The sequence below is a fragment of the Rossellomorea sp. NRS-1567 genome (assembly GCF_050467885.1).
Lineage (GTDB): Bacteria > Bacillota > Bacilli > Bacillales > Bacillaceae_B > Rossellomorea > Rossellomorea aquimaris_C.
On sequence record NZ_JBITPL010000025.1, the window covers coordinates 1 to 18,618 of the forward strand.

Annotated in this window: 16 protein-coding genes; 2 read left to right on the plus strand and 14 right to left on the minus strand. The window is 42.7% G+C overall.

What is annotated here, in order from left to right; translation table 11 throughout:
- Window positions 1-278: 278 nt before the first annotated feature.
- Together ACIFOD_RS18105 and ACIFOD_RS18110 are read right to left on the minus strand one after the other, a co-directional pair.
- Window positions 279-590 (minus strand): AzlD domain-containing protein, encoded by a 312-nt coding sequence (locus ACIFOD_RS18105; RefSeq protein ID WP_430315771.1) that lies wholly within the window; start codon window positions 588-590, stop codon window positions 279-281.
- A complete protein-coding gene (locus tag ACIFOD_RS18110) occupies window positions 583-1,305 on the minus strand; it encodes an AzlC family ABC transporter permease (RefSeq protein WP_430315772.1) in 723 nt (240 codons plus the stop codon). Before ACIFOD_RS18110 ends, ACIFOD_RS18105 begins: the two co-directional genes overlap by 8 nt.
- A 102-nt stretch (window positions 1,306-1,407) precedes the next feature.
- On the opposite strand from ACIFOD_RS18110, the gene ACIFOD_RS18115 reads away from it, so the two are divergent.
- Entirely contained in the window at window positions 1,408-1,965 is a 558-nt protein-coding gene (locus ACIFOD_RS18115) for a helix-turn-helix domain-containing protein (protein ID WP_430315773.1), read from the plus strand.
- A gap of 54 nt (window positions 1,966-2,019) precedes the next feature.
- On the opposite strand, the gene ACIFOD_RS18120 is transcribed toward ACIFOD_RS18115, so the two are convergent.
- From ACIFOD_RS18120 to ACIFOD_RS18150, 7 genes are all read right to left on the minus strand, one after another.
- Window positions 2,020-3,270 (minus strand): YeeE/YedE family protein, encoded by a 1,251-nt coding sequence (locus ACIFOD_RS18120; RefSeq protein ID WP_430315774.1) that lies wholly within the window; start codon window positions 3,268-3,270, stop codon window positions 2,020-2,022.
- 145 nt (window positions 3,271-3,415) lie between these two features.
- Entirely contained in the window at window positions 3,416-4,321 is a 906-nt protein-coding gene (locus tag ACIFOD_RS18125; protein ID WP_430315775.1) for an AEC family transporter, read from the minus strand.
- 70 nt (window positions 4,322-4,391) lie between these two features.
- Window positions 4,392-5,714 carry a 2-hydroxycarboxylate transporter family protein gene (locus ACIFOD_RS18130; RefSeq protein ID WP_430315776.1) on the minus strand — a complete coding sequence of 441 codons (1,323 nt, stop codon included), beginning with the start codon at window positions 5,712-5,714 and terminating at the stop codon, window positions 4,392-4,394.
- A gap of 203 nt (window positions 5,715-5,917) precedes the next feature.
- Window positions 5,918-6,625 carry a response regulator gene (locus ACIFOD_RS18135; protein WP_430315777.1) on the minus strand — a complete coding sequence of 236 codons (708 nt, stop codon included), beginning with the start codon at window positions 6,623-6,625 and terminating at the stop codon, window positions 5,918-5,920.
- Window positions 6,618-8,219 (minus strand): DcuS/MalK family sensor histidine kinase, encoded by a 1,602-nt coding sequence (gene dcuS / locus ACIFOD_RS18140; RefSeq protein ID WP_430315779.1) that lies wholly within the window; start codon window positions 8,217-8,219, stop codon window positions 6,618-6,620. The genes ACIFOD_RS18135 and dcuS overlap by 8 nt, the downstream gene beginning before the upstream one ends.
- A gap of 170 nt (window positions 8,220-8,389) precedes the next feature.
- Window positions 8,390-9,826 carry a serine hydrolase domain-containing protein gene (locus ACIFOD_RS18145; protein ID WP_430315780.1) on the minus strand — a complete coding sequence of 479 codons (1,437 nt, stop codon included), beginning with the start codon at window positions 9,824-9,826 and terminating at the stop codon, window positions 8,390-8,392.
- A gap of 227 nt (window positions 9,827-10,053) precedes the next feature.
- Complete coding sequence (locus ACIFOD_RS18150; protein ID WP_430315781.1) at window positions 10,054-10,830, minus strand: enoyl-CoA hydratase-related protein; 777 nt, start codon at window positions 10,828-10,830, stop codon at window positions 10,054-10,056.
- A 104-nt stretch (window positions 10,831-10,934) separates the two neighbouring features.
- Here ACIFOD_RS18150 and ACIFOD_RS18155 point away from each other — a divergent pair, with 104 nt between their 5' ends.
- Window positions 10,935-11,306 carry a hypothetical protein gene (locus ACIFOD_RS18155; protein WP_430315782.1) on the plus strand — a complete coding sequence of 124 codons (372 nt, stop codon included), beginning with the start codon at window positions 10,935-10,937 and terminating at the stop codon, window positions 11,304-11,306.
- Between the two features lie 45 nt (window positions 11,307-11,351).
- On the opposite strand, the gene ACIFOD_RS18160 is transcribed toward ACIFOD_RS18155, so the two are convergent.
- The 5 genes from ACIFOD_RS18160 to ACIFOD_RS18180 form a co-directional block, all read right to left on the minus strand.
- A complete protein-coding gene (locus ACIFOD_RS18160; protein ID WP_430315783.1) occupies window positions 11,352-12,908 on the minus strand; it encodes a fatty acid--CoA ligase family protein in 1,557 nt (518 codons plus the stop codon).
- 150 nt (window positions 12,909-13,058) lie between these two features.
- The gene (locus ACIFOD_RS18165) at window positions 13,059-15,461 is read right to left on the minus strand and encodes a M14 family zinc carboxypeptidase (RefSeq protein WP_430315784.1); all 2,403 of its coding nucleotides are present in this window, start codon (window positions 15,459-15,461) and stop codon (window positions 13,059-13,061) included.
- Window positions 15,462-15,624: 163 nt separating this feature from the next.
- On the minus strand, window positions 15,625-16,905 hold the full coding sequence (locus ACIFOD_RS18170; protein WP_430315785.1) for a TRAP transporter large permease: 1,281 nt from the start codon (window positions 16,903-16,905) through the stop codon (window positions 15,625-15,627).
- Window positions 16,906-17,379: a TRAP transporter small permease gene (locus ACIFOD_RS18175; protein ID WP_397553312.1), complete on the minus strand. Its 474-nt coding sequence runs from the start codon at window positions 17,377-17,379 to the stop codon at window positions 16,906-16,908.
- Window positions 17,380-17,405: 26 nt separating this feature from the next.
- Window positions 17,406-18,437: a TRAP transporter substrate-binding protein gene (locus ACIFOD_RS18180; RefSeq protein WP_430315786.1), complete on the minus strand. Its 1,032-nt coding sequence runs from the start codon at window positions 18,435-18,437 to the stop codon at window positions 17,406-17,408.
- Window positions 18,438-18,618 lie beyond the last annotated feature (181 nt).

An 18,618-nucleotide genomic window follows, 5' to 3' on the forward strand; every position in this document is an offset into this window, starting at 1 on the left:
ACTCAAGCTAACCATGTGACCTCTTATTCTTTGAACTGGTAACCAGTTTAAAGAATAAGAGGCCAGCAAGCGAGAGCGCGGTAGAAAAATAAAAAACTAAGCAATCTTAAGAAATATGAAGATGGTGTCCAAACTTAGGGGGTTGGACCGATATCTGCCAAAATAAAATTTTAACTGCCATTTTAATGATTTATCTGCCATTCTTCAACAATCGACATACCTCCGCATCATTCCTCTCCTTTCTATCCAACAAAAAAAGCCACGACCCGAATCGCGGCTTACATCAAGAATACCGAATATAAAGACAGAACAGAAATCGCCCCGACCACCACAAGGATGACGTTGGCACCCAGAAAGGCAATGACAAATGCGGCTGCCGTCCCGACTACTCCAAACATAAGATTCCCCTCTTGAATCAACAAGATGCTAGGAAATATCAAAGCGCCCAATACGGCAAAAGGAACATTCTTTAATACCCCTTGAAGGAATGGAGGCAGTTCTTTCCCTTTAAATACGAGGAAAGGAAGCATTCTGGGAATATACGTGACAATCGCCATACCGATGATCATCAAAACTATCGTGCTATTCATTCGCTCTCCCTCCTCCCTTCATCATGACCACCAATTCCACAATCACGGCTGAAACGAGGGTAGCAAGTACAATCGACCAGCCGTTTGAAAGGTTCGTCGTGAAAAGCAGGATGCTATTCAACACACCGGCCACTATGGCTAAAAACGTGACCTTGACACTTTTTTTCATGGAAGGAACGAGGAGTCCCACAAACATGGCATAAAGAGCGATCGTCATACTCGCTTGTAAAAATTCGGGAAGGATTTCCCCGATGAAGTAGCCTACACCAGAGTTTACGACCCAGCTTCCGTATGAAATGAGCATCACCCCGACGGCAAAACCTGTTCTTACTTTGCCATCTTTGACGCTGATGACCGTGAAGGTTTCATCCGTAATCCCAAACGCATAAAAAAGCTTTTTAAATAGTCGGTCTTCCTCGAGCTTTTCACTTAAAGAAGCCGACATCAGGAAGTGACGGATGTTTACGATGAACGTAGTAAGAATAATTTCAATGATCCCGGTACCAACCGCGATCAGACTCAGCGATATGTATTGAGCAGCCCCTGCAAACACGAGCATGCTCATCAGTACCGTTTCCGTGACCGTGAGGCCGGTTGTCCGTGCCAACAACCCAAAGGTTAACGCAACAGGCATGTATCCGATGGCTATGCTGAGCCCTCCCTGCAGACCCAGACGAAAATCACTCACTTTTTTCGTGGAAAGCAGTGCCTCCATCCTCTCACATCCTTTATAATAGAAGTAATTTACTATTTTAAATTTTTGATAATTCATTATATTATACATATAGACACTATAGTATACAAGAGGAGTTTTGGCATGGAAAATTTCCCGATTCAAATTGGTGATAATATACGGAAGATCCGCAGGGAGCGCGGCTTCAGCCTTGAGCAGATGGCAGAGCGCACCGGTGTAAGCAAGGCGATGATCGGTCAGATTGAACGTGGTGATTCGAATCCGACGGTCGCAATTCTATGGAAGATCGCCAATGGTTTGAAGGTATCCTTCTCTTCACTGATTGAAAAGCCAAGTAATCAAGTATCCATCATTCATTATCAAGACGTCCAGCCTGTTCTTGAAGATAACGGAAACTACATCGTTTATCCCATCTTCCCTTTCGATCCCCTGAAAAAATGGGAAAGCTACCGGGTTGAAATGAAGGCTGGATGCTCGTATCGAAATGAAGGGCATACGAAGGGGGTAGAGGAATACATCACGGTGCTGTCAGGGAAGATTGCCCTTAATATCGGGGAAGAAACCTATCTGCTGACAGAAGGAAGTTCTATTCGTTTTGCCGCAGACTCCGGGCATGAGTATGTAAATCATTCAGGAGAAACAGCTGTGTGCCAGATGGTTATTTATTATGGTGGTGAATAATCCCAAAAAAATCCTGCATGTGTAACGACATGCAGGATTTTTCAAACTATCCAGTTAGCAAAATGTATCCTTCGGTTTCGGCACCGACAATCCGAACAACGGACGAAGATAAAGTGCCAGGAACGTACCTCCAAGGGCAAGGATCCCCCAAATATAACCGTGAAGGCTGAAGGAAGCAATCCCTCCGAAGTAAGCACCAATGTTACATCCAAAGGCCAAACGGGCACCGTATCCCATCAGCAGCCCACCTATGACAGACGCCATGGCATTTTTCCCAGTGATTTTATTAAAACGGAACAGGCCACCTGCAGCAGATGCAAGAAATGCTCCAAGGATGACACCGAAGTTTAATACGGTTGTGGAATCAGCAAAGATCGATGCTTGAAGAGCTTCAGCATTGGCTCCTGTCCAGTAGCCCCAGCTTGCCACGTCGACCCCGAACATTCCGGCAACCTTTGATCCCCATAGAGCAAAGGCAGAAGTGATTCCCCAAGGATTCCCCCGTGTCATGAGAGTGAGGGCATTTAACACAGCCAGCACGATCGCAGCTGCGATAAGTGGCCAAGATCCACGTAGAATCCGTTTCCAGCCTTTAGTCGTTGGGAGTGTCGCCATGCGGGGCGGGTTTTTCTTCTTCTCCACCCGCAGTGTAATCCACGCAATGAAGCCAAAGAATAAAATCGAAACGAGCCATGCCCCAAAATAACCTAATCCGGTAGAGGTTGCTAATGAAATAGGTTTAAAGGACGGCATTTCCTCTGTCCAAAATGGAAGATGATAGGCTCCGACTGTGGCACCGACAATAAAGAATAGCAATGTGATAAACATAACGGAGCGACCGCCACCGATTGCGTAAAGGGTACCTGAAGCACAGCCTCCTCCAAGCTGCATGCCAATCCCAAACAGGAAGGCACCTACCAGTAAACTTATACCTACGGGCGATACATAACCTGCCGCTTCACCCCCAAAGAATGTGTACCCTGTCGCAAGGATCGGAGCAAACAGCGTTACGGCAACGGCAAGCATCACCATATGTGCCCGCAGTGCCTGCCCGTTCCCTACAGACATCACTCTTCGGAAAGCAGAAGTGAATCCGAATCTTGCATGAAATAATGTATATCCTAACAGCAGCCCCAGCACCAGTAACACGGTTTGGGCAATTTCTTGTGTAAAGAGTAAATATAGGCCAAGAATTGCTGTAATGATTAAACCGCCGGCCACTAAAGATGTCTGTGGGGGGTTCAATTGGGTACTCGCTTTCTCTGGGCCTTTTTGTTCATTAATCGGTTGAACATAGCCAGCCATGAATAATCCTCCTTAATCTGATTGAATTGGTTGGAATTTATTTTACAATAGTAATAGATTCGACGACAGTTGTCAAAAAGAGAGACTTCCACATCCTTTCATCTATTAAAAAAAGCTACTTGAGAAATCTCAAGCAGCTTCATTTCTATAAGGATACAAGAGCTAACATGATCGGAATCGTCACAATGCTCATAAGTGTAGTGACAAGTGTACTTGTCGATACTAAATCAGGTTCTGTATTGAACTGCAATGAAAACATCGTAGTATTCGCAGCAGTCGGCATGCTTGCCAAAATAATGAGAATCGATCCCAACATGGTAGAAATAGGCAGGAACGAAACAACGACCAGAGCTATGATGGGTGAAGCTACCATTCTCATGATCACTATAAAGGAAAGGGCGCCTCTTTCCACCTTCTTCCCTCCCAATGTCGCTAATTGCATCCCTAACACCACCATAATAGTAGGAATCGTTGCCTGGGAAATCAGATCAATGGTCTGACTCATAAACACCGGCACATCAATATGAAACAATTGAAAGCCCAATCCAAGAAAAGCACCATGCAGAATCGGCATCTTGACGATCTTCATCCATATTTCCCTGGTTTCCCTCTTTTTATCACTGCCACTGACAGCATAATAGAGGCCGATTGTATTCATAAGAAATGACTGGATCACCATCATAATGACCGCATAGCGAAACCCGAGCTCACCGAAAGCGAATAGGATGATCGGTACTCCATAGTTGCCGCTGTTCATGAATACCCCGGATAGAATCATGGCTGACACTTTCGGTTTTGAATAGTTTCTAAACTTAGCCACTATTTTAATAGATACAATCAAAATCACACAAAGCGCGATACAAAAGAGAAAAATATAAAGATAATCCATATTCAGTTCATTCTCGTAAAAGGTCTTGAATGCAAGAAACGGATACATTAAGTAAATGGCCATCTTCGAAATCGAATTGATCTCGAAACCAAGTTTCTTTTGACCGATATATCCAACGGCAAAGACCAGTAATGCAGGCAGTACAATTAATATTACGTCCATTTACGTCACCACAATCTATTAAAATGAAAGATAGGCTTGACTGCTAGAGTCAAGCCTAAGTGTACCATATTTACAACAGCGGGATAATTAATCCGGCCAACAGCAGGATCAATGCGCCGCCTAATCGGGAAGAGATTTGAGCGAATGGCATAAGCTCCATTCGTTTCGATGCTGACAATACGGCAACATCCCCTGTTCCTCCCATATTCGCCATGCATAATCCTGCGGTGATCGCAGCTTCAATTGGGTAAAAGCCAACGACTTTCCCAAGGATCGCCGCTCCGATGATCGCCCCTAATACCACTCCGAATACGGTCAAGATATATTGCAGCGTTAACGCTGCAATAACGGTATCTAAGTCGGTGTAAGCGACACCGATCCCAAATAATAAAGCGAACGTCCAGTTGCTTGCTACAAATTGATACCACTGACTGGCTCCTTCTACAACATTTTGAGGGATCATGTTTGAAATCTTCGCTGCAGCCACAAGTATGATCATGATGGCATATGGATGAAGGGGAAGAACGGATCCCAGCAATGTTCCAACCGTGAAGAATGTCAGGGCAGCGAGTAAGCCTACTCCCATCTTTTCAATGTTATACTTCTGCTTTGTTTTTTCGTAGGTAAAACCTTTCATAAGCTGACCGTTTCCACTTAGGGAAGGTACTTTTTTTCCGATTATATCAAGAACCGATGCTAAAATGATGGCAAATACATTCCCTAATGCCAGTGCCGGCACGAGCATTGAAATATAATAGCTCGGATCATTCCCCATCATTTCAGAATAGATTTGACTCATGGGGACAGCTCCCGCTCCCATTCCACCACCCATGATAGGCATCGTAATGACGAGGATCGCTTCTTGAAGGGTAAATCCGACAAGAGATCCAAAGATTCCTGCAACAATCACGGCTCCGGCTACCGCTCCGAAAATCGGAAGGAAATAGCGAAGTCCCACTTTAACTAAAACTTTTGAATTCATTCCTAAGATACTTCCCGTGATTAATGCAGCAATATAGAAGTTCAAAAATCCGCCTGATTTCATGAAGTCGGTCATGGACGTGACGGTGGCTTCCGGAAGTAAACCAGCGTAAACCATAAAAGCTGATCCAAAGATCGCAATGATCGCTCCTCCGCCAAGGAACGTTTTCACGATTGGCGTACGATCTCCTATCCATCCAAATAATTCCCCAAGGATCATCATGACGAGAAGGCTTCCAATCATGCCCCCTGGAAGGTTCCCCGTATACAAGCTTGCAAGCGTGATGCCCGTAAAGACCAGGAACCAAAGGATCGGCATATTGAAAATCTGAAGAGATCGATCTTTCGTATGCGTCACATTCTCTTTTGTTTTCTCATTCTTATAGGAAAGTGTTGATGCTGCTTGTCCCATCTTTCTCATCCCCTTTGTCGTTTTTAAAATTTTAAACCGAACTGTTTCCTTTGCTGGTCTTTCCAGCAACCTTACACCCCTTCAATCGCTCTCGCGTAACCGCTTACACTATATGACCATTTTATGAAAACGCTTTATCGTTTCATAGATTATGAAACTATTGTTTGACTTTTGAAATTAAAAAAAGCAGCCGGATGGGCTGCTTACAAATAGCTTTGAATACGTGAGCTATTCAGTTTGTTCCATGTATATTGATAGACAGGTCTTCCGATACCATAGATCAGGGTTTCATCCACCACGCCGATATCTTTCAGAAATCTGAGGTACTTTCTGATCGACACCCGTGAAATGGACGTCACGTCTGCTATATCATCTGTAGAAAACGACTCTCCTTCGAAACTCACAATCTTGTCGTAGATAGATAATAATGTACTGCTCGTCAATCCTTTAGGAAGGGGGACCTTCTCCGCGGCTTGCACATCCCTAAGTAAAAGTGAATCCAGTTCGCTCTGATCGATGGTAGATTGCTTTTGAAACATACGGTTACTCTCCCGATAAGTCGTCAATGCTTTTTTAAACCGTTCAAATTCAAAAGGCTTGATCAAGTAGTCCACTACACCCATGCGAAGGGCACTCTGGATATTATCGACTTCTGATGCCGCTGTGATGAGGATGACATCTGTCTCCCGCTGTTCCTTGCGTATTTGCTCTAATAAGTCCATCCCCGTTTGCTTCCCGGGCATGTAGACATCCAATAAGATCAAGTCAATCTTATACTCATTTACTTTCACCATGGCATCTTCAATCGAATTCGAACTCCCGATTAAATGAAACCCTTTGATTTCTTCGAGATACCTTTGATTAAACCGGGCCACCATCGGATCATCTTCCACGATCAATACATTAATCACCCTTCTTCACCTCCTTATATGAAGCTTGAACAATCATCGTCGTTCCCGATCCTACCTTTGATTCAACATGCAGGGTTCCATTCAATTTACGGAGACTTTCTTTCACTAAGAAGAGACCATATCCTCTTCCTTCCCCTTTAGAAGAGTATCCTTTGGTGAAGATATCCTCTACCATTTCATCCGCCATTCCTTTTCCTGTATCCGTCACGACCATTTCAAATTGCTCGTCCTGATAGAATAGCTCCAGCAGAACTTCCTTTTCATCACTATTTGCCGTCGCTTCAACACTATTATCCAATAGGTTTCCAATCACGGTAATCAGTTCATGTGTAACAGAAGGATCTTTGGCTTCCGGGATAAAGTCGTGACATTCAATGGTCAATGTAACGTTCTTTTCCCTTGCATAGCTCAGTTTCCCCATGATAAAACCAGCCAAAGCAGGATCCTTCACTTTCGACGTCACCGTGCTCACTTCATCGACCCGTAAGGAAACAAGCTCTTTCACGTAACGATTTAAATGATTGTAATCCTTCATCTTCACCAATCCCAGAATCACATGCATCTTATTCATAAATTCATGCGACTGGGCACGGAGCGCTTCCGCATACGACTTGACACCTGTTAGCTGCTCTGCTAATTGATTCACTTCCGTTTTATCACGGAAGGTAGAGATTGCTCCGACCACTTCATCATTGACGATTAACGGAACACGGTTTACCAGAATAGATACCCCGTTGATGATTTGCTCCTCGTCAAGCTCAGGTTTCCCCGTTGCGATGACTCTTTCCAACCTTGTGTGAGGCATGTATTCTTTGATGGGCATTCCTATCGGATCCGAGCTTAGTCCCGCTTTATTAAATATTTTGAGAGCAGATTTGTTCACTAATGAGATGGTCGTATCTTTATTGACAGCCACCACCCCCTCATGTACCGATTGGAGCATCGTATTCCGCTCTTCCAAGATTTTCGCAATCGTAATCGGCTCCAACCCGAATAAAATTTTCTTTATGTATCTGGCTATAATAACAGCCCCTATGACACCAACAATAATCCCGATCATGGATCCCACTAAAATATTCCGGTGACTCATGTCCAATGCTTCCTCCACGCTACCGAGGGAAATCCCTACTGCGACAGCCCCTATCTGTTGATTTTCATCGTTAAAGACAGGAGAAAATGCCCTGACGGATTGGCCCAAAGTCCCCTCTGAAATAGACAATGTTTCCTCCCCTTGGAGCACATCTTTCTCATCCCCTCCGACAAAATGCTTGCCGATACGGTCGGGATCAGGATGAGATTTACGTATCCCTTCCATATCCATGACCACTACAAACAGAACCTCTGCTGATTTCTGGATATCAAGGGCGTATTCCTGAATTCGATCTGCATTCCCTTCCCCTTCTAAACCGCTCTTCACAATCGTGGAATGAGCGACCGTCCGGGAAACGATTTTTGCCTTTTCTTCAATACTAGACTCAATGTTGTCATTAATCGTCCTGGAAATAAGCAAATCGGTTATCACAAGTGATACCAGGACAACGTTGCACACGAAGAGAATGATGATGGTACTTAGTTTAAGCTGTTTCTTCTTCACAGGAGTCACTCCAGTGTTTTTTTAGTATGATTCTTTATTTTACATGATTTTTGGTGTTTAAAAAGGGTCATGTGAAAAAGAGGCTCCGAGTTGGAACCTCCTGGTTGAAACATATTTGTTAAATCGTTTTTTTTAGTTGAGTAATACATTCTACTTACTGGTATTATCCTTCAATCACCATCTGAACTTTTTTTGAAATAAACAACAAATAATAAAAGAACTCCATTCGTTGCCAGTATACCAACTAATAACTTGATGAGAATAGCGGTAGCAGGTGCATATAGGTTGATTGTATTCCAAGGTGAACTGATCATATAAATTAGTAGTGGAATCATACTAATTGATAACAGTATAGATAGCACTCCAATAAATATCCATAGCTTCGACTTAATCTTCGTTTTCTTAATTAGCCGATAAAAGTTCCAGGATGACAAGAGTAGAAGAAAAAGGGTTACTATTAAAGTGCTCCATTGCATGTGGTGATTCAATTGCTGCACTTCCGGGGACTTTCCCTCTTCCACAATCATCTTGATTCCATCCCTCATCCAAACGGTCGAAAGTACTTCAGAGAAGTTGTTTTTGTTTGTGAGTAGGATAAATCCATAGTCTTGTTGGGGGTTTATGAATAATTCAGTTCGTGAATCAGGTGTTTCTCCGCCGTGAAAATAATAAGAATTATCAACCTCTGTAGAGATTCTCCAGCCCAGTCCATAATACAAATCTTCTTTTCTATGATAATGAGGTGAAGTATAAGTATCGAATGAATCCTTAGATAATATGTCCCCACCTTCCAACAAAAATTTAATAAACTTTGACATATCATCCGTTGTAGAGACCATGTAACCATATGGGGCCCCGCTATCATCAAAAAAACCTCTACTTTTCATAGGCTTTCCAAACCAAGATTGATAGCCGGGCTGATACCCCAATGCTTTAGCTGCTTCGAAATTCGATACGGTCCGACCCATCCCAAGCTCACTGAATATCTCATCATCCATAAATTCCGAAAATGTTTGGTTTGTGACATTCTCTATGATTTTTCCCAACAGTAAATAATTCGCAGCGCTGTATTGATGCACTTCCCCTGGCTCATAATTCAAATCAACATTATTCAACTTTTGAACCGCAACATCTATTGCATACTTCCCCCGCAGATTACGATCTGCAATTTCCAACCCATCATAAGAACTGATTCCACTTGAATGTGTTAATAGGTGCCTAATGGTGATTTTCTTATCAAATCCATTCCTATTGTAATGAAAGGCAGGCAAATAACGATCAATCTCCTGATCAAGTGCAATCTTCTTATCGTCCACTAACCTCATGATAGCAAGACTGGTTAATGGCTTGCTGACAGAACCAATCGTAAACAAGGTATCCTTCGTGACAGGGGCCCCTTTCCTTTGCTCCCCCCAACTCTGTTGAAACATGAGCTTTCCATCTTGAATAATCGCTAAAGAAGCCCCTGGAATTCTATACTCCTTCATCGATTCATTCATAAATCTTTCTAAGAGTTCTTTTTGATTATCACTCTCTTCCCTTGCATGGAATTGAAAAGAAAAAATGATGTTGCAAAACAAGCATATAGCTATCAGTACTTTTCTCAAACCTTTAATCCCCCTTACTAAATCGAATTCCATATAACATTTACATAAAATTACCATTTAATAAATATTTTATCTAACGACTTGGGGACTACCTTAATGTAAGACTTGAGATGTAATTGTTAATCCAGGAACTTGTGAATATAAAAAGACCAAATTTCTCAGTGATATACTTGAGAAATTTGGTCTTTTGAATTTAGTAACTGCCCCTGATTGTGGATTAACTCAATTTACTTCCCCTTAAACTCCGGCTTCCGCTTCTGACTAAACGCCAACAATGCTTCCACACGGTCTTCCGTAGGAATTGTAATCTCATATGCTTTTCTTTCAATCTGCAACCCGGTCTGCAGGTCTACGTTCATACCATTCTTCACGGCGAACTTAGCTTGCTGCAGGGCAATCGGGCCATTAGCCAGCATTGGTTCCACGAATGCATGAACTTCACCCAGGAAATTCTCTTTTTCTACTACTCTTGTAACGAGTCCGATGTCCGATGCTTCTTCTGAAGTTAATCGCTTAGCCGTCAGAATAAGCTCCAGTGCTTTGGATTCCCCTACTAATCGTGGAAGGCGCTGGGTTCCGCCTGCACCCGGGATGATGGCCAGGCTTGTTTCAGTCAGTCCCATTGTGGTGCCTGCTACAGCGATTCTGAAGTCGCATGCCAGTGCCAGCTCCATCCCTCCGCCGAATGCGTAGCCGTTCATGGCGGCGATGGTCGGTTGTGGGAGGGTAGAGACGGATTGGAAGACTTCGCCGATTTTGTAGACATTACGGATGACCTGTTGTTCGGTCAAGGTTTTGCGTTCTTTGAGATCGGCTCCAACCGAGAAGGCTTTTTCTCCACTTCCTGTGAATATGACGACTCTGACGTCAGGGTTGATGCGGAGTGCTTCGACTACTTGCTGGAGTTCGTTCAGTGTATCGTAATTAAAGGCGTTCATTGCCTCCGTTCGGTTGATTGTGACCGTGGCGACGTTGCCTTTTTGTTCTAGTAAGATCGATTCCATATTTGTTCTCCCCTTTGTTTAAGTGTTTCCTCCCTATGTATGATTCGACACAAACCGAGAAAACCCTTTCATTTTTTAAATCAGGCTGAACACATCCCGTTTTGATGCATAGACTAAACGTGACATCTACCCACGAAGGAGCTGTGTTTATCTTGTATTATCCTTTCAATCAAAATCCTTATGTTCCACAACATGCTTATGCGAATCTACACCCAAATGAAATTGACTGGCTATATCACTATTATCGGGATACGAAAAGCCTTCCCGATCAATGGGTTGAATATATTCAACCACTTGTAACCCGAGCCCTGTCTGAAGTGGAAGAAGGCATCAACCTTACCCATCTGTTCCAGGAATTCATTTTGTCAGGTGTACTGGTTGGCCAGGGATTCACACCCGAGCAGGCGATCGAGCAGGTTGAAACCTGGGAAAAAGGGGAATCAAAGCTCTTACAGGCTAGTAAGTTGATGAAATAACGTAAAAAAAGATGCTCAGTGATTCACTGAACATCTTCTTTTTTTTTATGATTGAAGCACTTGTTCTTTCAGCGCTCTTCTTAGAATTTTCCCAGTTGTATTTTTCGGAAGCTCATCAATGAATTCGATGGAAGTTGGAAGTTTGTACTTCGCTAGATGCTCTTTACAGTAATCCAGCACTTCCTGCTCTGTTAAGGATGGCTCGCTTTTCACAACATAGCTGCTCACGGCTTCACCCAGTTCGGGATGCGGGACACCGATGACCGCTGCTTCCACGATTCCAGGATGATTGTACAGCACTTCTTCGACCTCACGCGGATAGACGTTGTAACCTCCCACGATTATCAGTTCTTTTTTACGGTCCACAATATAGAAGTACCCTTCTTCATCCATGCGGGCAAGATCTCCGGTGTATAACCAGCCGTCACGGATCGTTGCCGCTGTTTCTTCTTCCATTTTGTAATATCCCTTCATGACATTCGGGCCTTTGACGATCAGTTCGCCAACTTGTCCGACTGGTACATCTTCTCCCAATTCATCTACGACTTTATTCTCCAGGTTCATGATCGATGTTCCAATGGATCCCGGCTTTCTTGGTCGATCCAGCGGGTTGAAGCATGTCACAGGAGACGCTTCGGATAAACCGTAGCCTTCAGAAATCATGACGTTGAATTTCTTTTCAAAGTTTTTTAGTAAGGCCACCGGCAAGGAAGCGCCGCCTGAAATACAGAGACGGAGAGATGATAAATCTTCTGGATTTCCTTCAGGATACTGGAACAGGAAGTTGTACATGGTTGGTACGCCGGCAAATACGGTTGGCTGATAGGTCTTCGACAGGTCGAAAATGGCTTTCGGACTAAAACGCGGAACGATTAAAAGGGTCGCCCCTGTCATCAATGGCGCATTCAGGACCACCGTCAAACAGAATACATGAAACATTGGCAGAGCTGTAATGACGGTGTCATCTTCATTCATTCGTAAATAGCTGCCGACATCGGTTGCATTGGAATAAATATTTTTGTGTGTCAGCATGGCGCCTTTCGGTTTCCCCGTCGTTCCCGAGGTGTAAAGGATGATGGCTACTTCATTTTCATCCACTTCCTCCCCCTTAAACGCAGAATCGCCCTTACCGAGAACGCTTGTAAACGATTTCATTTTAGGGTATGCAAGCGAGATTTTCTCTAAATCAATGTCCTTTGCCCGTTCATCTCCTGATTCACACAGGATAAATTGCTCGACATCGGATAATAGATGCTGCATTTTTTCGATTAATGGGAATAGCAAATCAAGAGTGACAATGGCTTTCACGTCACCATTTTTCAGAATGTAGCCAATTTCATCCGGTGTGTAGATCGGATTGATTGGTATCACCTTTAACCCCATTCGTAATGCCCCATATAATCCAATGACGAAATGTGGTGAATTCCCTAATACAAGCGCGATGTGATCCCCTTTTTTCAGACCCGATTGCTCTAAGCCACTTGCAAATTTCGATACAGCTGCATTTAATTCCCCGTATGTACTGGAGGTATTTAAGAAATGATAGGCTGTTTTATCTGCTTTCTCTTGAGCGATTTGGTCTAACCTTGTAGCGATATTCAATTGTATCCCTCCCCTTTTCAGATAAACTGAATGAATGGTCATTCATCAAACTATTAAAAGTATTCAAAATATATTCTATATAAAGAATAGTATTAATACAAGTATGTTGATGAAAAAAAGCCGCCCAATTTGGACGGCTCTTCCATTTTCTTATTGTGCAAAAATCGCATTTGAAACGAGTCTGAACAGATAATCCGTATGATCCCGGAATGTTGGCTCGAGTCCGATCAACAATACATTTTCATCCTTCACGATAACAGGCTTTCCTTGAGCTGCTTCACTGTCTTTCCAGTGTCCGGCCAGGAAGAAGTCACTGCTGTTTTGATAGCTTGATAGAATTTCTGCATTGCCTGTGTTCGTGTACCATGTTGGTTGATAAACAAACCCAAGGTCTTCTGTCTCGTAACCAGCTGTGTAAGTAGAATCCGTGTGTGATAATTGTACGATTCCGTTGCTGTTGGAACCGCCTGTTTCCACTTTCACATCACTTAATCCAAGCTTTGTAGTGGCTTGAGATGCACCTGCACCGACGGCAAGATATTGTCCACCATCCGCTACAAAACCTTCCACATTGGCTTTAAATGCTTCATATTGCGCTGCATCCTTCAAACCGAATTCCGAATTGGCTACACTATTTTGATAGGAAATGAGATTCGATCTCCCGTTATAAATAAACACATCTGTTGTACCCAGACCCTCTTCTGCTACCTGTCCGGGAGTCTTTTCTGCCACTGTAAAGCCCAGGCGTTCCAGGGCAAGCTTTGTTCCAGAGTGGGATTGAGCTTTGTTCATTCCTCCATCTTTTAAGAGGGTCACATGCCGGGACGTAATTTCTTTCGCTTCAACAGGAACAGATTGGGAAGAAATCGTGACAGCATTATTCTTCACCAGGTCAGAAAGTTCAGTTTTTGCATCGGCACCTGCATACAATGTTCCATCTTCACCTCTTTGAAGAGTGTGACCGGTATTCAGTAATTGATTAGCAATCGCAATCGATTCCACGGAGGTATTCGGGATCGCATAAGGTCCGTCCCCGACGATTTCTCCACTTTCATTCAGTGCTCTTACGTGTTTCGATTTTACATTCAGTTCAGTGTCACTGCTCACTTCCACTGCATTGAAGCCCCATAATTCAGGCAGATTCCATGCAGAGATATCATACATACTCGGTGTATCTTCAGTGATGTCTTCCCCGTCCCAAAGCATCGTGTTCGCAAGACCGGCTTTTGCTTGATCCATCGGTACGATATACGTTCCTTTCGGATAGGTCACGCCATCAAACGTGAAATCCTTCTGAGCTTCTTCTACGACAATATCATTATCTTGAAGATGAAGAACGGCTTTCAAAGTAGCCGTTTGATCCTGTTCATCATTTGGCAGAATATAAGCAGATGGGAAATGGCCTTCCGTATGGAACGGGTGGTCGAACTGGACACCCCGTTTAAAGACTTCGATTTGATCTTTTACCATATCCACTTTGTTCTCGCTCGCATATCCCAGTGCACCCATCACGGCATCATAGGTCCATTGAACTCCGTCCCAATCATTGGTCGGCGCTTCAAGTGTATACCCATATGCCCCGTGGTACATGGCATACATTGGAGTGAAGATCGGCGGATAATCATCCCAGCCGGCAGCATCATCACGTTGCGGGATATAAGTCCCTTCCATATTCTGATAATCTACTTTTGACGATTCCGTATGAGTATTTTCATAGTTTTCTTTATTCGAAACGATATTGGATTCCATCGCTTCCGCTTGATTCAATGCCCACTTGGAATACAAATCATATTCATAGTTTGGGTTATGAGGCGGCGTACAAGGCTCAATCAAACCTGGATTTGTCGGGCCGCCATACCCTCTCACATATCCATGCAGATCAAGAAACACCATCGGGTTCCATTCCGTGATCAGATCTACCATATGCTCAGTTTCAGGCTGGGATTGAGTGATGAAATCACGGTTGAGGTCAATTCCATTCCCGTTGAAACGCGTAGCATCAATACGCCCATCCGGGTTTGCCACCACATTGAAGATCAGGATATGATCTTCGAGAATCCCTTTCGTTTGTTGGTCATTTTCCGTGGCAAAGCGCTCGATTAATTGCAGAGCTGCGTCTGTTCCAACAAATTCTGTGCCGTGAATAGATGCATTGATCATCACCGGAACCTTTAGATCAGGGTGCTTATCGATAAAGTCCTGTGCTTTATCAGGCGATTTGATCATTTTCTTACGCAGACCTTTATAGTAACCATACTTCCCTTTCGCTTTCGCATCCGAAACGGTCACTACATACATATCATGACCGGCCGCTGATTTTGTATCACTCTTCTCGACGGTCACACGATTGCTTTCCTGTGCGATTGCATCAAGCTTCTCTTCGATCTCAGAGTACTTCACAAAATCATAGTGCTCGCTATTGAATAAGCTTTTATCTTTCTCATCAAGTTGAGTACTTTGAATCGTCGTTTGAGGAGATTCTGCTAGAACGTTGAATGGCGTGGTGGATAATAGAGTAAAACTGGCAATTCCTGCAATAATCTTTTGTTTCATTTATGTACCTCCAAATTATGTAATAGTATAATGATAGAATAAATATTCATAATGGTACATAAATATTTAGCCCTATATTATAGTTGGGAGGATTTACCTATAAAAAAAGAGAGCAGCTTCCTTTTTTAGAAAACTGCTCTCTATAAAAAATCTGTCATAGTGTTTATAGTCCAAGCTTATTCGGGATCCACATCACTGCCCCTTCCCAGTAGGTGATGATAAATAAGATGAAGATTCCCATCATGAGAAATGGCATGGTTGCCTTGACCAGTCTTTCAAATTTCACATCTGCAATCGAGGAAACAATGAACAAACCAGTCCCAACAGGTGGTGTGAGAAGGCCTATGGTCAGGTTGATGCAAATGATGACCCCAAAATGAATCGGATCGATTTCAAATGCCGTGATCAGGGGCATAAAAACAGGTACTAATATGATTAAGGCCGCTATTCCATCCAGTACCGCACCTAGTAATAGCAGTAGTATATTTACCAACAACAGGAAAACAAATGGGTTATCTGATAAGGATGTCATTTGCGTTACGATCGCTTGTGGGATTTGTTCAAATGCTATCATCCAGCCAAAGATATTGGCCATTGCAATTAAAAAAGTAACCGTCGCTGTTGCCGTCACGGTATTCACTAAAATACCAGGGATTTTTCTCCACTTTAGTTCCCTGTAGAATAACATTCCTACAATAAAGGCTACCAGTGAGGCGATAGCAGCAGACTCCGTAGCTGTAAATGCTCCACTTAATATTCCAAAAATAATAATAAACGGAACAAGTAATGCCGGGAGTACACTGAATGAACTCGTCATAATTTCTTTAGCAGAAGCTCTTGTCGACTTCTTAAAATTATATTTATATCCAAGAAAGGCAATTAAGCTGATAAAACCGATTCCATACATGATACCTGGAATGATTCCCGCCATGAACAAACCACCAATGGAAGTACCAGATAGAGTTCCATAGATGATAAAAATCATGCTGGGCGGAATGATTGGAGCTACTATGGAAGAGGCTAATGTTAATGCTGACGAAAACTCTCTATCGTAACCTTCTTTTTCCATTTCGGGAACCATGACTTTACTCATCATGGCAGCCTGAGCATTAGCTGATCCCAGTATGGAAGCTAAAAACATGTTAGCAATAATCGTGACATACGCGAGTCCGCCTCTGACATGACCGATTAAGACTCTTGCAAACTTTACTAATCTTGTGGTGATACCACCACCATTCATTAACTCTCCAGCCAGCATAAATAAAGGAATGGCCAATAAACCAAAATTATCCAACCCTGAGTATAGTCTCATGGGAGTAGAGGACAAAAGTGTTACGTTTCCTACTACTAGAAAATAGAGTACGGTTGTGATTCCCAGTACAAGGGAGATAGGTACAGACATAAAGAGGAGGATAAAGAAACAAAAGACCACTAATATTGTCAATTACTTCCCCTCCCTTACCAAATCAAAGAGGTTAGATAATACATGGATACCTGCAAATGAAAGACCCAATGGTACTGCTGAATAAGGAATCCACATTGGTATTAACATGGCTGTGGATTTTTGATAAGCAACACTAGGTGATAAAATCCAACTAATGCTGTAATAGATTAAGAGAACGAGAAAAACGAGCATAATCATATGCCCTAAAATAAGAATGATCCTTTTAACTTTTGAAGAGACATATTCTAATACGATTGTGACGGAGGCTTGGGATTTATACTTCAGCCCCAAGCTCCCTCCTATAAAACTAATCCAGATCAGGAGAAATATAGAAACTTCTCCTGCCCATGATAATGGGGAATTAAGGATATAACGAAAACCGACTGCTAACGTTACGATAACGGCCATCGAAAACATCAGGATCATTGACAGTATCTTTTCTATAGAAGAAATGCCGTTACTTATCGCTTTCATGATTTGGACCCCCTATTGCTAATCTATTATTTACGGAAGGTATCAATAAACTCTTGAATAAGTGGATCTGTCGGACCATATTTCTCATCAAACTGCTTCATCTGTTCTTTAAATACTTCAGAATCAAGCTCGTAGATTTTCATACCTTCATCTTTTAGAGTCTGTTTAAATTCTTCTTCTTGTCCAGCTCTTGTAGTTGCTGCGAAATCTGCGGCTGCCGCCATGGATTCACGGACAATTTGCTGGTCTTCTTCAGACAGTCCTTCGAAAGTTCCTTTATTCATCATCGCCACTGCAGGCCAAACCATGTGATTAGTCACTGCTCCATATTTAACTACTTCATGATATTTATTGGTGATGGCTGCATCCAAGTCCATGTCCATTCCATCAATCACACCAGTTTGAACGGCAGAATATACTTCCGGTAATGGAAGCCCCTCAGTAGAAGCACCAGAGAATTGATAGAAATCCTGCATTGGCGGACTAGGTGTAACGCGCAGTTTTAACCCCTCCATATCTGATGGGTCCTTAACTTCTTTATCTTTAAACAACATCACTCGTTGGCCGGCGAATAAATAGTCCAGGCCGACTAAACCTTGCTTATCGATCGTATTGAGAATATTCTTTGCTACCTCTGAATCTCTTGCTTCATTTGCCGCATTTAAATCTTCAAACGCATAAGGAGTAAACCACGCAGCAAATGAAGGTTCCCTTGAGCTCATATATGCAGCTGTTATCAGACCAAAATCGACTGAGCCGGCAGCAATTTGTTCTACCATATCTGCTTCCGTTCCCAACTGACTTGATGGATAAATTTCTACTTTCATACGACCTTCTGATCTCTTTTCGAGCTCTTCTTTAAATTTTTCTGCCCCTTTATGCCACATATGACTCGGTGGTGTAATATGAGCTAATTTAAAGTTATAAGTTTTGTCCTTATTATCTTCAGATGCACTGCTTTTTTCAGATTCTCCGGAACCGCAAGCACTCAATACACCTAATACAAGAAGAAGACTCAACAAGTTTAATCCCCATTTTTTCAAACTTTTCACGTTCATTTCCCCCTCATTCATTATTAAAGCGTTTTCAAATATTGAAAATCCAATGAATGCATTCTCTAAAGTTGCAGCTGTAACCCTAACAGATTAATAGCTTCGAAATTTTTCCCTTGCTCGATAAGTTTTCTGATTCTAGTTGAGGAAATGACTGTTCCCTGTTCGCAACAAACAGGATTCATTG